We start from the raw sequence: 15,531 nt of genomic DNA, 5'->3' as shown, positions 1-15,531 counted from the left end.
TTGTACAATCAATTCACCACAAAAATCATGTAAAGAAGGTTATACAGATGTCCCTAAATAATTCTATCCTAAATCTCCTCGGAATTGAAGACCGAAACATTAAAGTTCTTAATGTTGAAACAACCTCGAAAAACAATGAGCAGCTTAAAGTAATCCATGCTTCCTTATCTTATCCGGTGGCGCGCTGTAAAAATTGTGGATTTGAAACTGTGGTCAAAAATGGCTTTCGCAAAACTCATCTTCGCTTAGCGAGTCTTAATGGCATGCGGTATGAAATGATCCTGGCTAAGCAACGTTATTACTGTTCCAATTGCCAAACAACCTTCGGTGCGACAACAGATTTAACTAAGCCCAATCAGACCCTTACTCGAAAACTCAAAAGTCAAATTATGCTATTTGTTCATGAAGGTATGAATGGCGAGCTAATCGCTCGCCTTTGTCATTGCTCGCCCAGCAGTGTTCGGCGGACGACTATCGAACGCGTTAAACCGCATTATCGGATGGCCGTTCTTCCTAAACACCTCTGCTTTGATGAGTTTCGTTCAACTAAGTCCATCATGTCATTTATTTGTTGTGACAGTGAAAGTCACCAACTAGTGGTTAAACTTCACAATCGGCTTTCACCATCGATTATTGATTACTTTGAAAATCGTTATAGTCAAGCCGAACGAGCTCGGGTAGAATCGGTCGTTATCGACCTCAATGCACAATACCAGAGCTTTATTTACCGTCTATTTCCGAATGCCCAAATCATTATTGATCGTTTTCATATTGTCCAATTGGCCGGTCGAGCTTTAGATAACTGTCGACTTAATATTCTTAAGTTCTTAGATAAACACAGTCGTGAATATAAGATTATGAAAAACCAATGGCGCTTATTTCATCTTAAGCAGACCGAACTTCACCCCGAAAAGCCTGTTTATCTCCGGGGGATAAATGAATATATGACGAAACAAAACGCTGTTGACTTAATCACCAGTAAATTCACTGACTTTAAGGTCGTTTACCAAACATATCAAGCAATTACTCAAGCCCTTCAGGAGCGTGATCCCAAACTTCTTCAAGCGGTTTTACAAAATTACCAGACTACTAATACTGAAATGGATACTACGATCAGAACCTTTAGGAAGAACCAACAAGCAGTAATTAACAGCACCAAGTATGAATTTTCGAACGGTCCATTAGAAGGAATTAATCGGAAAATTAAAACTCTTAAACGAACCTGTTATGGGTTTGCCAATCAAAACTTTTTCTTTTTAAGAATTGATTGTCTATTTGCATAAAAAATACCACCCACATTTCTGTGAGTGGCATCGATATCCATCAATACCAGTTGACGGATACCCTTCTTTTTGAGTTGCTGAATTGTGAGAGGCAGGAAGAGAAAGACATTTTAAAGCATGCTCTTTGGCATCTTCGTAGCTAAGTAGAGAGGATCATTAAAAAAGTTAAATGAAAATAGGGTAGTTTAATTTTCCTGTTAGTTTTCACTATTAATACCGCGGATAATTTCGTCAATTGTCCACATCCAAACAGCATGCCCTAGAATTTCAGAAATATGTTCTTCCAATGGTTGATCTTTTGCTGCGGGAACGGTTCCTAAAGCGGGCATTAATTCAACATGGAACGCATTCCAAACGGCAATCCCAAATGGGACTCCATGACCGAATTTAAGCCATGGTAAAAGTTGACCGGCAAGACTATATGTAACTCCAAATCCAGTTGAAAAACCGAAGTGAACTAAATAACTTACCCATGGTAATTGATGACCGGAGTAGGTGTACGTTGAATGGGTTATCTTCGCGGGAATCCCTAACTGTTGAAGAAGCTTTTGTGGTGGATTAGTTTGATCTCTTTCCGGTGTCCGGGGTGGTAAAATATTTTCCCAGCCGAGCTTAACAAGCCCACCTATTATCCCACCGGCAACACCAGCTGCAATAGTAACTGGCCAATTAATTTTTTGCTTCATAATCAAAGACCTCCTTAAATTAAATGACGTTGTTGAGCATATTCTAACTCTTTGCCATGTAAAACAAAATCAATTGAGGCTAATTCATTAAACGATCTACAGCCAAGGAGAGCAAGAAGTCGAGGAAGAGTAACCTGCCAATTATTGATCTCCTTATCAAGGGCGTCGAAGCCGTCACGAATAAGGTGATTAAGAAAGTATCCAGCTACCCCAACGGCATTTGCACCAAGAATTCCTGCTTTAACGACGTCGAGTGGTGAGCAGATACCACCGGAGGCAATAATTTGGGTAGTTTTTTTACGTACTTTACGAGCCTCAAGTAATGATTCTAATGTTGTTTGTCCCCAATCATTGAGAAAATCGAAATTAGTAAGATGATTTCGATGATCTTCAATTACCGCGAAATTGGTACCGCCGCGACCGCTAATATTAATTAACTGGACGCCGATTGATTGGAGCTGATTAATTGTTGTAGCATCCATTCCAAAACCAACCTCTTTTACAATTATTGGGACATCGAGATGGTTAATCAATGATTCAATGTTTGCTAGCCAGTGAAAATCACGATCACCGTCACTCATAATTAGTTCCTGAGTAGTATTAATATGGAGCTCTAAGGCGTTAGCGTTTAGTAATTCAATAACAGCCTTTGCTTGTTCTAAGCTTGCCTTAGCACTTAAATTAGCAATGATAATGCCATCAGGATTTGTTTCTCGAACTACGGAGAAACTTTTCTTTGCAGCTTGATCATGAAAAGTAATGCTAGCTGAACCAATAGCCATTGCAAGTCGGTACTTTTTGGCCAGAATTGCTAGTTTCTGATTAACCTTATATGCATTCTGACTACCACCAGTCATTGCCTCGATAAAGAAGGGGGAGGTGAATTTTAGTTTCCCACAACTTGTGGCTGCTGTTACCTCTTTTAGAGAAATTTCTGGTAAACTATGATGGATGATCTGCATATTATCGAGTGAATTAGTATGAACCTGAGTGTAGAGTTTAGTTGCCAACGAAAGGTGTTCATTCTTACGTTGGGCATGATTTGATTCCATAACTGTTCTCCTTAGAATCGTCAAATGATGACAAATTATTTAATTCCATTATAAAGTAAAAGAGTGTGATTTTAGATCGATTGATCGATTATCATACTCTTTTAGTATTTATTGTTCTTTTTAATAAGGTGATGTTTAATTTCACCCTTAATATTTTCAATAAAGTGAACAGAAAGGGGTAACTGTTCAATCTTATTGGCTGTCCATTCTGTTAATACTTGTTTAAAATTGCTATTTCGATCAATCGCGACAATTCCACAATCGCCACCACCGGCACCTGATGTTTTGGCCGCACCACCAAAATCTTCAGCTATTTGACAAAGCTTGTTAAGAATTGGTGTTTCAATGTGGACCCCGGAATTAATTCCTAATTGTTTTAGTAATTCTCGATTATAACGGATTTCATTTTTAATTGCCTCTAAGTCGGCATTATGAAAACCGTCAACCATTCTTTGAATACAGTGCTTACTTTCTTCTAGAAATTGATGATATTCCTTTTGCTGGCGAGCCTTAAATAGTGAGATTTTATCTACCAATTGTGAAGTAGAGGCGGGTTTACCGGTCCAGCCGATAAGGAGTTGGAGGTTGCTTGGTGCCTTTAATGACTCAATTTTTAAATCGGGCCAAGGAAGCTCAATAAGGGTTCGTAAATCAAGATACTTTCTCTGTTGAGCAAGCCATTGGCGATCGAATGAATGATAAGCGATCCAACCACCGTAGACGGAAGCAGCAACATCGCCCAGTGAACCGTTTCCTTGAACTTCGAAGTGGGCAATGGCAGCTAACTTAAAAATCTCATCTTTAGTTACTGGAAGGTTATAAAAACGACAGAGGGCCTTAACGGTTGCAACAGTAACGGCAGCCGAGGAACCAAGTCCATACTTCTTTCCAGATTCACTATCAAGTTGACTATCAATATGAAGATCAAAAATTCGTAATTCACGAGCGAAAGCACGTGCATATTCTTCCGTTACCTTGATAGCAGATAGAATATACGAAAATGGATTGTCACGGTTATCGACAACCATTTGTTCGCCAAGGCGGTGCCATTGTAAAGCGTTCTTATGATATTGACGACTGATAATTCGACCAACTTCCGCTTCACTTTCTTCAATTGAACAGGTAACAAATTGATCCAACGCTACTAATATCGCTGGATAACCATTTTCAACAACAGCATATTCACCGGCAATATAAAGTTTGCCCGGTGCTTTTTCAGTAATCAATCTTACATAACCTCTCAATCAAATCCTATTTATTAATAATTTTTACCCCTGGTCCAGGTTTTGACACAATAAGCTTTTCTTGACCAAAAAGTTTCCCCAAGTAGTCAATGATTTTTGAACGATTTTTTCGGTTATAAATTACCTTTACGTTCGGACCAGCATCCATAGTATAGTAACAACTAATTCCTTGAGAACGCAAGTCATTGATCGCTTGAATTGCCCGGATAGTTTCACCGTTAAAGTATGTATATCCGGGATCAGCAGAAAGGGTAAGTGCGTGCATTCGTAGGGCATTTTCCTCAGCGATATGACCAATTTGGTCGATGTCCTGATTACTAATAGCTCTTTTCATTGCCAACATATCATGAGCAACTACTTTATGCCATGCAGGATAATAGGGCGATGTTTCAACACTTGATTGCATTCCTTGCCGACTTGAAACTTTCTTTTTGGAAGTATTAAGGAGGAGGGCAATCATTTCAATTCCAAAATCAACTTTTTCCATAATTGGTTCCGCAAAGGAAGTGAGATCATCCGTTCCCCGATGCCACTCAACAAGACCCCCGTAAATGGATCGCGTGGCCGAACCAGAACCTTGGCGGGCTAAACGAGAAAGGTCACGGCGATTAAGGTCTAATCCAGCGGCTTTACTGGCGGCAGTTGCCAGTGCTGCAAATGCTGAAGCAGAAGATGCTAATCCGGCTGAAACGGGAACGTGGTTAGTAGAAATAACATTAGCATAGCGTTTTTCCCCACTCATTTTTCTGATAATGTTAAGGAAGTTTATGACTTTGTTAGCTGCATGACCAGTAACTACACGATCATCAATTTCAATGTGATCCGCAGCTAGGTCATCCCTAAACTCGACACTGGTGTCAGCATAAAATTCGTTTAAGGTCAATGAAAGACTATCCGTTTGCGGAAGAATCAAGTTCTGATCCTTTTTCCCCCAATATTTAACTAATGCGATGTTAGTATGTGCACGCGCCGTAATCATTAATTACTTTCCTCCGTATCCCCAAGTGGTTGTAGCCATACTCGTTGAGCACCATTATCTTTTAAAATGCTTGCTAATTTTCGGGCACCAAGAGCAGTCTTAGTAATTGCAAACATACAGCCACCGCGGCCACCACCTGTTAGTTTGGCTCCTAATGCGCCATTATGATTAGCAGTAACGATTAAACGCTCAAGATGTGGTTCACTTACTTTCAATGCCCTCAAATCAAATTGGGCACTATTTAAGGCAATTCCTAAATTTGTACTGTCGTCGTTTTTTAGATAATCTCTTGTTAAATTAACCAATTTACCGAGGTGGTTAATATGAGCTTGCGCGTCATTGTGATTAGTCCTTAATTCATTTTTAACAGCGGCAATTGCTTCTTTAGTTGCCCCCTTAATTCCTGTATCAGCGATTACCATAGTCGCGTGGAGGTTCATTTTGAAGTCGTTGCGTTCTTTTCCCTTAATAAAATAGAGTGGGGAGGTGGAACTGACGGTGGCAGCATCTAATCCGGAAGGACTGCGGTGAGTCACTTCTTCTTCAATGTCAGCAAGCTGTAACAGTAATTCACGGTTTAAATGTTCTTCATACAAATCAAAAAAGGCCCGAACGATTGCGACCGCTGTGGCTGCAGATGATCCCATACCTCGTTCTGCCGGTAATTGGCTTTTAATTGTTATTACCCATTGATCGCTATCACCATTAAAACGATGCATTAGTGAAGTAATCAATCGTTGAACTCCTGCCATTTTTTTCGGTAATTTGTTTAATGGTCCTGTAAAATAACGGCTTTTAATTTGGTGCCCTCCTTTATCAACGCGATCAATTGTTACCGTTAGTGTAATATCAGGGAGGGGGAGGGCAATTGCTGGCTCACCGTAGACAACGCTATGCTCACCCATTAGGATTATTTTGGCATGACTGTGACCGATTCCTTGTTCTTTCACATCAAAACCTACTTTCTTCGTAAAATACCATTATTAATAATAGCGTAAATTTATTGATTTGCCAAAGGACTGCGGCAATTGTTACTATAATTTAAAAAACGAATGGTGTATCATAGTAACAGAACTTTGATCGAATAATAATGAAACATGGTGATATTTTGTCAACAACGATAAAACGCCGGCAAAAAGGGAAAAAGAGTCGCGGCCCAATATACTCAGTCGTTGATTTGGAAACAACCGGGACAAGCGTTAATCATGGCGACCGAATTATCCAGATTGGTTGCGTCCTTGTTCAAGATGACGAAATCATTAATCATTTTGAAACTAAAATTAATCCGCAGACAACCATTCCACGCCAGATTACCCAATTAACGGGAATCAAGAATAGTGATGTCCGACATGCCCCACTTTTTGATGATGTTGCCGGAACACTATATAGTCTTCTAAGTGGCACGATTTTTGTTGCCCATAATGTTAATTTTGATTTTCCATTTTTGAATGCTGAATTAGAACGGGCCGGATATCCTTCCTTATCGAGTGAAGCGATTGACACGGTAACTTTGAGTCAAATTCTTATGCCTACTGCAAAGAGCTACCGTTTGCGAGATCTGACTAATTCATTATCTATTGAGCACGATCATCCTCATAGTGCAGTTTCAGATGCTGAGGCTACCGCCCACTTATTAGTTAACCTTGCAAAACGACTACGAGAATTACCAACTTTAACTCTGGAAAAGCTTGTTGAACTCAAATTAAATTTACCACAGCAAACAACGATGATCCTCAATAAGGAGCTAGAGCGACGGGTAACAAGTCCGTTGCCATTATCTGACAATTTATATGTTAGTCATGGAATCGTTCTTCATAAAGTTCGTCCTGCAACGAGTCAAGGTAAAATCGTGAATGTTCGTTATCCATCAACTAAACGGGCTAAGCTAAAATTGTATGGAGAAATGTTGGAATTTCGGTCGGCTCAGTCGAAGATGATGAACAGTATTTATAATAATTATACTCATGATGAACCTAAGTCAATGATTGTTGAAGCTGGTACCGGAACCGGAAAAACACTTGGTTACCTTCTTCCGTTAGCTTATGCGGCATACCCTAATAAAAAAATTGTTGTAAGTACTGCTACTAATCTCTTGCAGCAACAAATCGCTCAGCAAACAATGAAACAGCTAAATGCTCTCCTTCCTTTTGAATTAAACGGGGTCGTAGTGAAGGGGAATTCTCATTACCTTGATCTTGCTAAATTTGTCCATTCACTAAGTATCATTGAAGATTCTGACTATGTTCAGTTGATCAAGGCAAAGATTCTTGTATGGTTGTTAGGGACGACTACCGGTGATCTAGATGAACTTAATTTAAATGCTCAACGCTCACCTTATTTTGCTGAAATCCGTCATCAAGGGGTAAAAACCCTGCGTGAGGATAATGAGTTTTATAAGGATGACTTCTTAATTCGTCGGCAAAAACAATTGCATACGGCAAATGTAATTATTACTAATCATTCCTACTTAGTTGATCATGCTCAAGAGTTAGGTGATGGTACTCGCCGACCTTATTTAGTAGTTGACGAAGCTCAGCATTTAAGTGAAAGTATTCTTCGTCGTTCGCGTCAGACTCTTGATTTCCAAAGTATCCGAACTGCAATCCACGTTTTGGAGAATTTGGTTAGTAATAATCAAGAACGTAATCTGGCAAATATTTTTGAAGAGGATGCTCTTGGCTCATATAATGTTGAATTATTAAAGGGTGATTTACGCGCCTTGAATGAGGCCAATGATGCTTTTCAACAAGCGTTATACCGTCAATTTATGCTTAATATCCAAGGTAACCCTAATGAATTAATTGAGCGACCATTAGATAACGAACAACTCTTATCATTATTAACGCCAACTAGTAAGCCGATAATGCAATTGGAACAGGCCTTAGCAAGCGTCCAACTTCACTTTGTAGCGTTGCGACATCTTTTTGAACAGCAGGCAGATCGGTGGCTCTTTAGTGATCGATATTTAATGAGTCAGTTTCAAAGTCAATGGGTTGTCCTTGCTGATGCTGATAATAAGCTTCATCAGTTTATTGAGACTCTTGAAGAACGGGGGAGTTCAGCTGCTTTTTGGCTTACTGTTCAGCAATCTTCTGAACATAGCTCAATGAAGCTAAGTGGTGGTCTTTTGGCTGTTAACCACTTTTTAACGGAAAACGTTTATCCATACTTTGCTCAACCATTATTCGTTGGCGCGACCCTCTTCACTTCAAGTCGTTCGAATTACTTGTACGAACAATTAGATTTAGAAAGATCACGAACACTTCAAAAGCGGTTTGCTTCGCCATTTAACTATGCAGAAAGGGCAAAACTATTGATTGCTAAGGATGCGCCTGCCCCTAACCGCACCAATAATGAAGAATATATTCATTATCTTGCCCAGACTATTTACGATTTATGCAAAGATAACGAATGTCAAACGATGATTCTTTTTAATTCACTGGTAACGATTGAACAGGTTTACAGTCAACTTAAAGAAACGGACCTATTTGATCAACGCGATATTTTGGCCCAGGGAATTACCGGTCGCCGAGAAAAACTTTTAAAACAGTTTGCAAGTGGAACAAGTTCAATCTTACTTGGTGCGTCTAGTTTTTGGGAAGGAATTGATTTACCTAAAAACGCGTTAGAATTATTGATTGTTACTCGTTTACCGTTTGATTCACCAGATGAGATTATGAATCGGGCTTATAATGACCTGCTGAAACGTGAAGGTAAAAATCCTTTCTATCATTCTTCACTTCCTAAAGCAACAATGAAACTTCAACAAGGAGTCGGTCGCTTATTGCGGACCCCTGAAGACTTTGGAGTGGGAGTAATTCTTGATTCACGGATTAGTACTCGGCGATACGGATATTCAATGTTGAAGAATCTTCCTAAAGAATTGCCAGTAGAGGAATTATCAACGGCTAAAGTAGTGGAAATTACCAAAATTTTTTTAAAAAAGCAGCGGACAAATAACGAAAGCTAGAAATTTCTGGTATAATTTTTAAGATTAATGAATTTAAAGAGGGGAAGTTACATGCAAAGTCGTCGTGAGGTCCAGCGTGACAGACAAAATCGTTCTACTGGACAAACGATTCGTAATCTTTTAATTGTCATTGTGGCAATTATCGTTATTATGGGGATCTTTTACCTCATTAGTAATCAGCCACGTTCGGCAGCCAGACGACAAACAGTTTCTATTGCAAAAAAGTATGCTCACCTTAAAGATCCAGAGAGCTTCTATATTTACAATCGTGAAAGTACTTATTACACTATTGCGGGGAAGAATGATAAAGATCAACCGATACTGGTAATTGTTCCTCAGCACGGTGGTAACGTTCGGGTGTTGAAACAAAATAGTGGCCTAACAGCACAGCAAGTAATTCAACAAGTTCGTCAAAAGTATAATCCACAAAAGGTTTTAAAAGTGGCGCCTGGTGTTTTTAATGATAAGGTAGTCTGGGAAGTTACTTACCGTAATCAAAAGGGCCAATTATGTTATGAATTAGTTAACTTTAAGACAGGTAAAGTTATTCAATCAATTAATAATCTGTAATTTATAAAGATAGGGGGACGATCTTTGATCGCTACACCCTTATCTTTTTTGGTTAAATTTATTAAGGGGGTTCATAATGACTGAAAATAATCCATTAGTTCAATACCTTAATGCTGGGGAGACAACTATTAGTAATATTCTTCTTCATCATTATCATGAATTGGGGATGTCAACAGCTCAGTTAGTTGTCTACCTTGAATTTAAATCTTACCTTGATCGGGGAATTATTGATCCTGATATTCGTCAAATTGCTCGCCATCTTCAAACGGATGAAAATCAAGTTTTTGATCTTTTACATCAAATGATGAGTAATAAGCTGGTTGTCCAACAGATGCGAAAATTAGCTGATGGGAAGGAAGATGCCTTTTGGGATTTTACCCCACTAATTAATAAGATCGGTGCCTTTAATGAACAAGAGGCGGTTGAAAAGGTTGAAACTAAAATTAGTAATCAACGAAAGATGACGTTTAATAAGATTGAAGCTGAAGTCGGGCGGCCATTATCGCCAATGGAAATGCAGATCGTTAATGATTGGATTGATCGTGATCATTATTCAGGATCAATTATTGATTTAGCGTTAAGGCAAGCGGTAATGAACAATGCTTTAAGTCTTCAGTATATGGACCGGATCTTAAGAAATTGGTCCAGGCAGGGACTAAAATCGGTTCATGATATTCAGGAACATGAGCGTCGATTTGAAGAACGAAAATCGCAAAACAATTATTCACATCAAGAACCAAGAGAAATTCAGGGGCCTAAAATTCCAATTTTTAATTTGAATACCCAACAAAAGAATAAATAATTTAAGAGGAAGAAGGGTACTTTATGATGAAGAAAACAAGTAATCCAATAGTAAAGGGGATTATCATTGCAGCAACTGCATCAATAATGTGGGGGATTTCGGGGACCACTCTCCAGCTAATATCTCAGAACCTAGCAATCCCAGCGACGTGGATGCTTTCTATTCGAACGTTTGCTGCTGGAATTATTTTGCTTGTAATCAGTGGCTTTATGTATGGAAAAAAGACTTTTAATGTTTTTCAACGTCGTGATACTGCAATTTCTGTCATTACCTATGCAATCTTTGGATTAATGGCTAACCTCTTGACTTTCTACTATTCTATTCAAACTGGGAATGCTTCCGCGTCAACTATCTTGCAGTACCTTTCGCCACTTTTTATTGTTCTTGGGGGAGTTATCTTTAAGCATCGTCGCCCCCTCCGGAGTGATTTAATTGCCTTTGGGTTAGCGTTAATTGGAGTTTTCTTTGCATTAACCAAGGGAAACTTTACTCAGCTAGATATTCCAATGGGCTCACTATTATGGGGATTAGGTTCCGGGATTACAGCAGCATTTTACGTTGTCTTGCCGCAAAAAGCCGCTGATTCTAACCCGCCAGTTGTTGTGCTGGGATGGGGGACAATCATTGCTAGTTTCCTATTTAATATTTATCGGCCATTTTGGGTTAATCCTCCCAAACTCAGTGGCGAACTGGTTGCCTCAGTAGCGACTGTCGTTCTTTTTGGGACAATCTTGCCTTTTAGTTTATTAATGCTTGCTACTCGCTATGCTCCTTCAGATGTTGTTAGTATTATGGACGCATTACAGCCAATTACGACTTCGTTACTGAGTGTGATCTTCTTTAATCTCCATTTAACTTTAGTGGAAATTCTTGGGATCGCATTGGTTATCATTGCAATTTATGTTCTTCAAGCAGGGAGAAAGAAGAAACTAGAAGCCAATATAGATATTAATTAATTTAAAACCAAAAAAGAGTTCGGATTTTTCCGAACTCTTTTTATTTAACTAATTAAGAATTGATTAGTTGTTTTGAAGCTTGGCCATACCATCCTTTGCAACCTTTTCAAGGGCAGCAGCAGAGGCATCCATAGCCTTCTTTTCACGATCGTCCAATGGAACTTCAATAACCTTGTCAATACCGTTTGCAGAAACAACTGCTGGAGTACCGATGTAAAGGTCATTGATACCATATTCGCCGTTCATTGGGGCACCAACTGGCAATACGGCATGTTCATCACGTAAGATAGCGCGAGTAATCCGCATTAAGCAAGTTGCAACACCGTAGAAAGTAGCCCCCTTACGGTTAATGATTTCGTAAGCCTTGTTACGAACGTCATCTTCGATCTTGAGTAGTTGATCCATTGAAACATTGTTTTCCTTAGCAATGTCAAGAAGTGGCTTACCACCGATAGTTGCACTTGAGTAAGCGGCAAATTCGGAATCACCGTGTTCAGCAAGGATATTTGCTGAAACGTCACGTGGGTCAACATTGAACAACTTAGCTAAAGCAATCCGAAGACGTGATGAGTCAAGTGATGTACCTGAACCAATAATCTTGTTCTTTGGGAAGCCTGAAAGCTTTTGAACAGCGTAAGTTAAGATATCAACTGGGTTAGCAGCGACTAAGAAGATTCCGTTGAATCCGGACTTAACGATTGGTTCAACAATTGACTTCATGATCTTAAGGTTCTTGTCAACCAATTGAAGACGAGTTTCGCCTGGCTTTTGTGGTGCACCGGCAGTGATAACAACTAAGTCAGCATCCTTGCAAGTATCGTAATCAGCAGAGTAGATTTGCTTTGGGGCAGTGAAGACAGTAGCATCTTCAAGGTCCATAGCGTCACCTTCAGTACGCTTCTTAACAAGATCAACAATTGCTAATTCTTCAGCTAAACCTTGTTGTACTAATGCGTAAGCGTAACTTGAACCTACGGCACCGTCACCAACAAGAACAACTTTTTGATGATTCTTTGACATAATTAAACAGTCTCCCTTTCATCCAGTAAATATGCTATTTGAGATTTCTCTCACATGGTTAATTATAACATTCCAGGTGAAAAAAGCTATTAAATTTAGAATTATTGTCATTTTTTATCTATATTATTCACTAATTAATCGTAATTATGGTTGAAGACTGCCGATTATAATTACCAGAATTGCAATTATGATTACTGGAATTAATAAAATGTGAAAAAGAAAGCCAACCGCAAAAATTACTAAGAGTACCCCCAAAATTTTAAGGGTGAACAGGCCTAATTTCCATAAGAACCATAAAAGTAATAATGTGATTAGAATTCCCAACCTTAATTAACCTCCTAAGCTTAAAGCTGAAGAAATTATAGCATTGTTTAAAATTTAAAAGATTAATTCTGGTTAACCTTTTGCACAATCTTAAGCATGTGATAAAATAAAACATATGTTAATGATTTGATTAAAGGAGGAGGTGATTACCGTGTTGAATCAAACGAAGCGTTTTATGCGTGACAACGACTTAATGTATAAAAAAGAATACATTCGGCCGATGATGACACCTCAGCATGTGTACGTTTTCCGTTTCGGTAAACATCGGTTGAACAATCGGGTAATCATTCGCTACTCCCATACATGGACCGGGCGACTGAAAATTAATGAAATTGATGTTCGCCTGCACCACCAACATCATCCGCGGATTTTTAAAACTGAGGCTGACTTAATTGAGTATTTAAAGAGTCACTTTGGTAATAAGGGTGATAAGGAGAACTAATCGCGGCCTGTTGATTTCGAAACTGAAGAATAGGTGAGCGAGATATTGTGACCATCATGTTGGTGGTCACTTTTTATTTATAAAGGAGAAGAATATGGATTGGACAGCAATAAAAGTTGTTAGCTCTAGTGAAGCAGTAGAAGCAGTAAGTTATATTTTAACTAGTGAAGGGGCAGTTGGGGTACAAATTGACGATGCCAAAGATTTTGCTAACTTAAAGCCAGGACGTTATGGTAAACATGGCGAGATTATTGATCCAGAAAAGATTCCTCACCGTGAAAGTGGTGCTGCAGTGACAGGATATTTCCCGCAAAATATTTTTTTTCCAGAATTAGTTTCAACAATTCAGGAAAAAGTAAATAAACTAAAGGAATATCAGCTTGATCCGGGAGCAGGAGTTGTTGTTTCCGAAGCTGTTAATAATAAAGATTGGGCAACTGTTTGGCAAAAGTACTATCACCCATTACGCGTGACTAACCAATTAACGATTGTCCCCCAATGGGAAAATTATCAACAGCAAGCTACCAATGAAAAATTAATTATTTTGGATCCAGGAATGGCTTTTGGGACAGGGACACACCCCACAACACGGTTAATGTTAGAAGCATTAGAAATCGTGGTTCGTGGTGGTGAATCAATGATTGATGTTGGGACCGGTTCAGGAGTTTTAAGTATTGCGGCTAAGCAACTTGGTGTTGGTAAGGTAGAAGCTTATGACGTTGATGAAGTTGCTGTTCGTTCCGCAAAGAAGAATATTGCCTTAAATCCGGCTGCGGCTGATGTGAAAGTTGGTGTTAATAGTCTGCTTGATGGGATCCACACTCAAGCAGACTTAATAGTTGCCAATATTCTTGCTGAAATTATTATTCCGTTGGTACCACAAGCTTTTGAGAATTTAAAGCCAGGTGGTCAGTTCCTTGTTTCTGGAATTATAAAAGATAAAGTAGCTCTAGTGGAACAAGAGTTAATGAAGCACCATTTTGTTATTGATCAGAAGTTACGAATGAAGGATTGGTATGGGATCATTGCCCATAAGTCAGCAGAAGGGGAAGAATAATGCAACGCTACTTTATAGATCAAGCTAAGGTAGAAGAAATAGTTGAGTTGCCACAAGAGGTAGCTCATCACCTGATTACTGTTCTTCGTGCAACTATTGGTACTAAATTTGAATTAGTGTTCGCAGATCGCCAAGCTTATCTTGCAGAATTAGTTTCCATAAAGCCAGAGGCAACAGCTAGCCTCATAAAGAAAATTGGTAAGGATAGTGAACTTCCTGTAAAAGTAATCCTTGCGTGTGGGTTGCCAAAAACTAAGGAGAAACCAGAATTAATCGTACAAAAGGGAACGGAACTTGGGGCTAACAAAATTATTTTTTTTGAAGCTGAGCGTTCAATTAGTCACTGGAATAGTCAGAAGCAATCACGAAAGATTACCCGTCTTCAGAAAATTGCGGATGCAGCGGCTGAACAATCCCACCGGAATGCTAAACCACAAGTTGAATATTGTCCTTCACTAAAAGAATTACTTGCTAACTATCCAGCAACTACTAGACTAGTTGCTTGGGAAGAATCGGCAAAAGAGGGAGAAAGTAGTCGACTTTTCCAGTCCTTGTCTAAATTAGCTAAGGGTGATTCGGTCTTGGCAATTTTTGGGCCTGAAGGTGGTTTGAGTTCGGCAGAAGTTAACATAATGGAAGAAAATAAAGTGATGCCTGTTGGGTTAGGACCACGAATTCTTCGTACTGAAACGGCTCCCTTATATTTTTTGGCAACCGTTTCATTTGTTACCGAATTATCAGGGAATAACTGATAGTTTGTGGTACAATTATTCTCATCATATATGTATAGGAAGTTAGTTTATGGATTGGCTTAAAAAAGTTGAAAGTAAGACATGGGTTGTTGTATGGGGATGGAGTATCTTTTTTGGGATTATCCTGCCACTTTTTAGTGATAAGATTTATTTAATTCATCGTGTATGGATGGTTGGATTATTCCTATTCTTCATTAATATGCTTTTTAGTATTTGGATTGGTCAGTACATTGAAAAGCATAATCTGAAGTGGTGGAATATGCTAATATTCCCAATTCTATACTTCATCATTTCTTACCTATTCATGCCTAGATATACTATTTATTTTGCCTTATTTTACCTAGGAGTTACTTATTTGGCATGGTCAATTAATTCCCAAAGCCAAAAAGATTAA

The 15,531-nt window shown here is 38.9% G+C and carries 15 protein-coding genes; 9 read left to right on the top strand and 6 right to left on the bottom strand.

Annotated features, from left to right (window positions below; translation table 11 throughout):
- Positions 1–47 precede the first annotated feature (47 nt).
- A complete protein-coding gene (locus H5R64_RS03170) occupies positions 48–1,283 on the top strand; it encodes an ISL3 family transposase (protein WP_182582783.1) in 1,236 nt (411 codons plus the stop codon).
- A 197-nt stretch (positions 1,284–1,480) separates the two neighbouring features.
- Here H5R64_RS03170 and H5R64_RS03165 read toward each other — a convergent pair whose 3' ends face one another.
- From H5R64_RS03165 to mvk, 5 genes are all read right to left on the bottom strand, one after another.
- On the bottom strand, positions 1,481–1,969 hold the full coding sequence (locus H5R64_RS03165; protein WP_182581332.1) for a DUF1440 domain-containing protein: 489 nt from the start codon (positions 1,967–1,969) through the stop codon (positions 1,481–1,483).
- A 14-nt stretch (positions 1,970–1,983) separates the two neighbouring features.
- Entirely contained in the window at positions 1,984–3,021 is a 1,038-nt protein-coding gene (gene fni / locus H5R64_RS03160; protein WP_182582781.1) for a type 2 isopentenyl-diphosphate Delta-isomerase, read from the bottom strand.
- Between the two features lie 101 nt (positions 3,022–3,122).
- Positions 3,123–4,247: a phosphomevalonate kinase gene (locus tag H5R64_RS03155; protein WP_182581334.1), complete on the bottom strand. Its 1,125-nt coding sequence runs from the start codon at positions 4,245–4,247 to the stop codon at positions 3,123–3,125.
- A gap of 25 nt (positions 4,248–4,272) precedes the next feature.
- Positions 4,273–5,244 (bottom strand): diphosphomevalonate decarboxylase, encoded by a 972-nt coding sequence (gene mvaD, locus H5R64_RS03150; protein WP_182581335.1) that lies wholly within the window; start codon positions 5,242–5,244, stop codon positions 4,273–4,275.
- Positions 5,244–6,194: a mevalonate kinase gene (gene mvk / locus H5R64_RS03145; RefSeq protein WP_182581336.1), complete on the bottom strand. Its 951-nt coding sequence runs from the start codon at positions 6,192–6,194 to the stop codon at positions 5,244–5,246. Before mvk ends, mvaD begins: the two co-directional genes overlap by 1 nt.
- Positions 6,195–6,334: 140 nt before the next feature.
- On the opposite strand from mvk, the gene H5R64_RS03140 reads away from it, so the two are divergent.
- The 4 genes from H5R64_RS03140 to H5R64_RS03125 all read left to right on the top strand — a co-directional run bounded on the left by H5R64_RS03140 (position 6,335) and on the right by H5R64_RS03125 (position 11,542).
- Positions 6,335–9,214: a helicase C-terminal domain-containing protein gene (locus tag H5R64_RS03140; RefSeq protein WP_182581337.1), complete on the top strand. Its 2,880-nt coding sequence runs from the start codon at positions 6,335–6,337 to the stop codon at positions 9,212–9,214.
- Between the two features lie 51 nt (positions 9,215–9,265).
- Positions 9,266–9,784 carry a cell wall elongation regulator TseB-like domain-containing protein gene (locus H5R64_RS03135; protein ID WP_182581338.1) on the top strand — a complete coding sequence of 173 codons (519 nt, stop codon included), beginning with the start codon at positions 9,266–9,268 and terminating at the stop codon, positions 9,782–9,784.
- Positions 9,785–9,860: 76 nt separating this feature from the next.
- Positions 9,861–10,586: a DnaD domain-containing protein gene (locus tag H5R64_RS03130; RefSeq protein ID WP_182581339.1), complete on the top strand. Its 726-nt coding sequence runs from the start codon at positions 9,861–9,863 to the stop codon at positions 10,584–10,586.
- Positions 10,587–10,612: 26 nt separating this feature from the next.
- Positions 10,613–11,542, top strand: coding sequence for a DMT family transporter (locus tag H5R64_RS03125; RefSeq protein ID WP_182581427.1), 930 nt, complete (start codon positions 10,613–10,615; stop codon positions 11,540–11,542).
- Between the two features lie 63 nt (positions 11,543–11,605).
- Here the strand turns inward: H5R64_RS03125 and H5R64_RS03120 are convergent, their stop codons facing one another.
- On the bottom strand, positions 11,606–12,562 hold the full coding sequence (locus tag H5R64_RS03120; protein ID WP_182582779.1) for an L-lactate dehydrogenase: 957 nt from the start codon (positions 12,560–12,562) through the stop codon (positions 11,606–11,608).
- Positions 12,563–13,061: 499 nt separating this feature from the next.
- On the opposite strand from H5R64_RS03120, the gene H5R64_RS03115 reads away from it, so the two are divergent.
- The 4 genes from H5R64_RS03115 (at position 13,062) to H5R64_RS03100 (ending at position 15,531) form a co-directional block, all read left to right on the top strand.
- A complete protein-coding gene (locus tag H5R64_RS03115) occupies positions 13,062–13,328 on the top strand; it encodes a hypothetical protein (protein WP_182581428.1) in 267 nt (88 codons plus the stop codon).
- Between the two features lie 94 nt (positions 13,329–13,422).
- Positions 13,423–14,385, top strand: coding sequence for a 50S ribosomal protein L11 methyltransferase (gene prmA, locus H5R64_RS03110; protein WP_182582777.1), 963 nt, complete (start codon positions 13,423–13,425; stop codon positions 14,383–14,385).
- Positions 14,385–15,137 (top strand): 16S rRNA (uracil(1498)-N(3))-methyltransferase, encoded by a 753-nt coding sequence (locus tag H5R64_RS03105; RefSeq protein WP_182581342.1) that lies wholly within the window; start codon positions 14,385–14,387, stop codon positions 15,135–15,137. The genes prmA and H5R64_RS03105 overlap by 1 nt, the downstream gene beginning before the upstream one ends.
- A 49-nt stretch (positions 15,138–15,186) precedes the next feature.
- A complete protein-coding gene (locus tag H5R64_RS03100; RefSeq protein ID WP_182581343.1) occupies positions 15,187–15,531 on the top strand; it encodes a hypothetical protein in 345 nt (114 codons plus the stop codon).

It is taken from the genome of Limosilactobacillus fastidiosus (genome assembly GCF_014145505.1).
GTDB classification, from domain to species: Bacteria; Bacillota; Bacilli; order Lactobacillales; family Lactobacillaceae; genus Limosilactobacillus; species Limosilactobacillus fastidiosus.
The sequence above is the reverse complement of the archived record's forward strand: the minus strand, read 5'-3'. Positions and strand labels throughout refer to the sequence as shown.

Excerpts from the sequence above, each read along its gene's own strand:
- H5R64_RS03170 (WP_182582783.1), top strand. The coding sequence starts at position 48 with ATGTCCCTAAATAATTCTATCCTAAATCTCCTCGGAATTGAAGACCGA.
- H5R64_RS03165 (WP_182581332.1), bottom strand. The coding sequence starts at position 1,969 with ATGAAGCAAAAAATTAATTGGCCAGTTACTATTGCAGCTGGTGTTGCC.
- fni (WP_182582781.1), bottom strand. The coding sequence starts at position 3,021 with ATGGAATCAAATCATGCCCAACGTAAGAATGAACACCTTTCGTTGGCA.
- mvaD (WP_182581335.1), bottom strand. The coding sequence starts at position 5,244 with ATGATTACGGCGCGTGCACATACTAACATCGCATTAGTTAAATATTGG.
- H5R64_RS03140 (WP_182581337.1), top strand. The coding sequence starts at position 6,335 with ATGAAACATGGTGATATTTTGTCAACAACGATAAAACGCCGGCAAAAA.
- H5R64_RS03135 (WP_182581338.1), top strand. The coding sequence starts at position 9,266 with ATGCAAAGTCGTCGTGAGGTCCAGCGTGACAGACAAAATCGTTCTACT.
- H5R64_RS03130 (WP_182581339.1), top strand. The coding sequence starts at position 9,861 with ATGACTGAAAATAATCCATTAGTTCAATACCTTAATGCTGGGGAGACA.
- H5R64_RS03125 (WP_182581427.1), top strand. The coding sequence starts at position 10,613 with ATGAAGAAAACAAGTAATCCAATAGTAAAGGGGATTATCATTGCAGCA.
- H5R64_RS03120 (WP_182582779.1), bottom strand. The coding sequence starts at position 12,562 with ATGTCAAAGAATCATCAAAAAGTTGTTCTTGTTGGTGACGGTGCCGTA.
- H5R64_RS03115 (WP_182581428.1), top strand. The coding sequence starts at position 13,062 with ATGCGTGACAACGACTTAATGTATAAAAAAGAATACATTCGGCCGATG.
- prmA (WP_182582777.1), top strand. The coding sequence starts at position 13,423 with ATGGATTGGACAGCAATAAAAGTTGTTAGCTCTAGTGAAGCAGTAGAA.
- H5R64_RS03105 (WP_182581342.1), top strand. The coding sequence starts at position 14,385 with ATGCAACGCTACTTTATAGATCAAGCTAAGGTAGAAGAAATAGTTGAG.
- H5R64_RS03100 (WP_182581343.1), top strand. The coding sequence starts at position 15,187 with ATGGATTGGCTTAAAAAAGTTGAAAGTAAGACATGGGTTGTTGTATGG.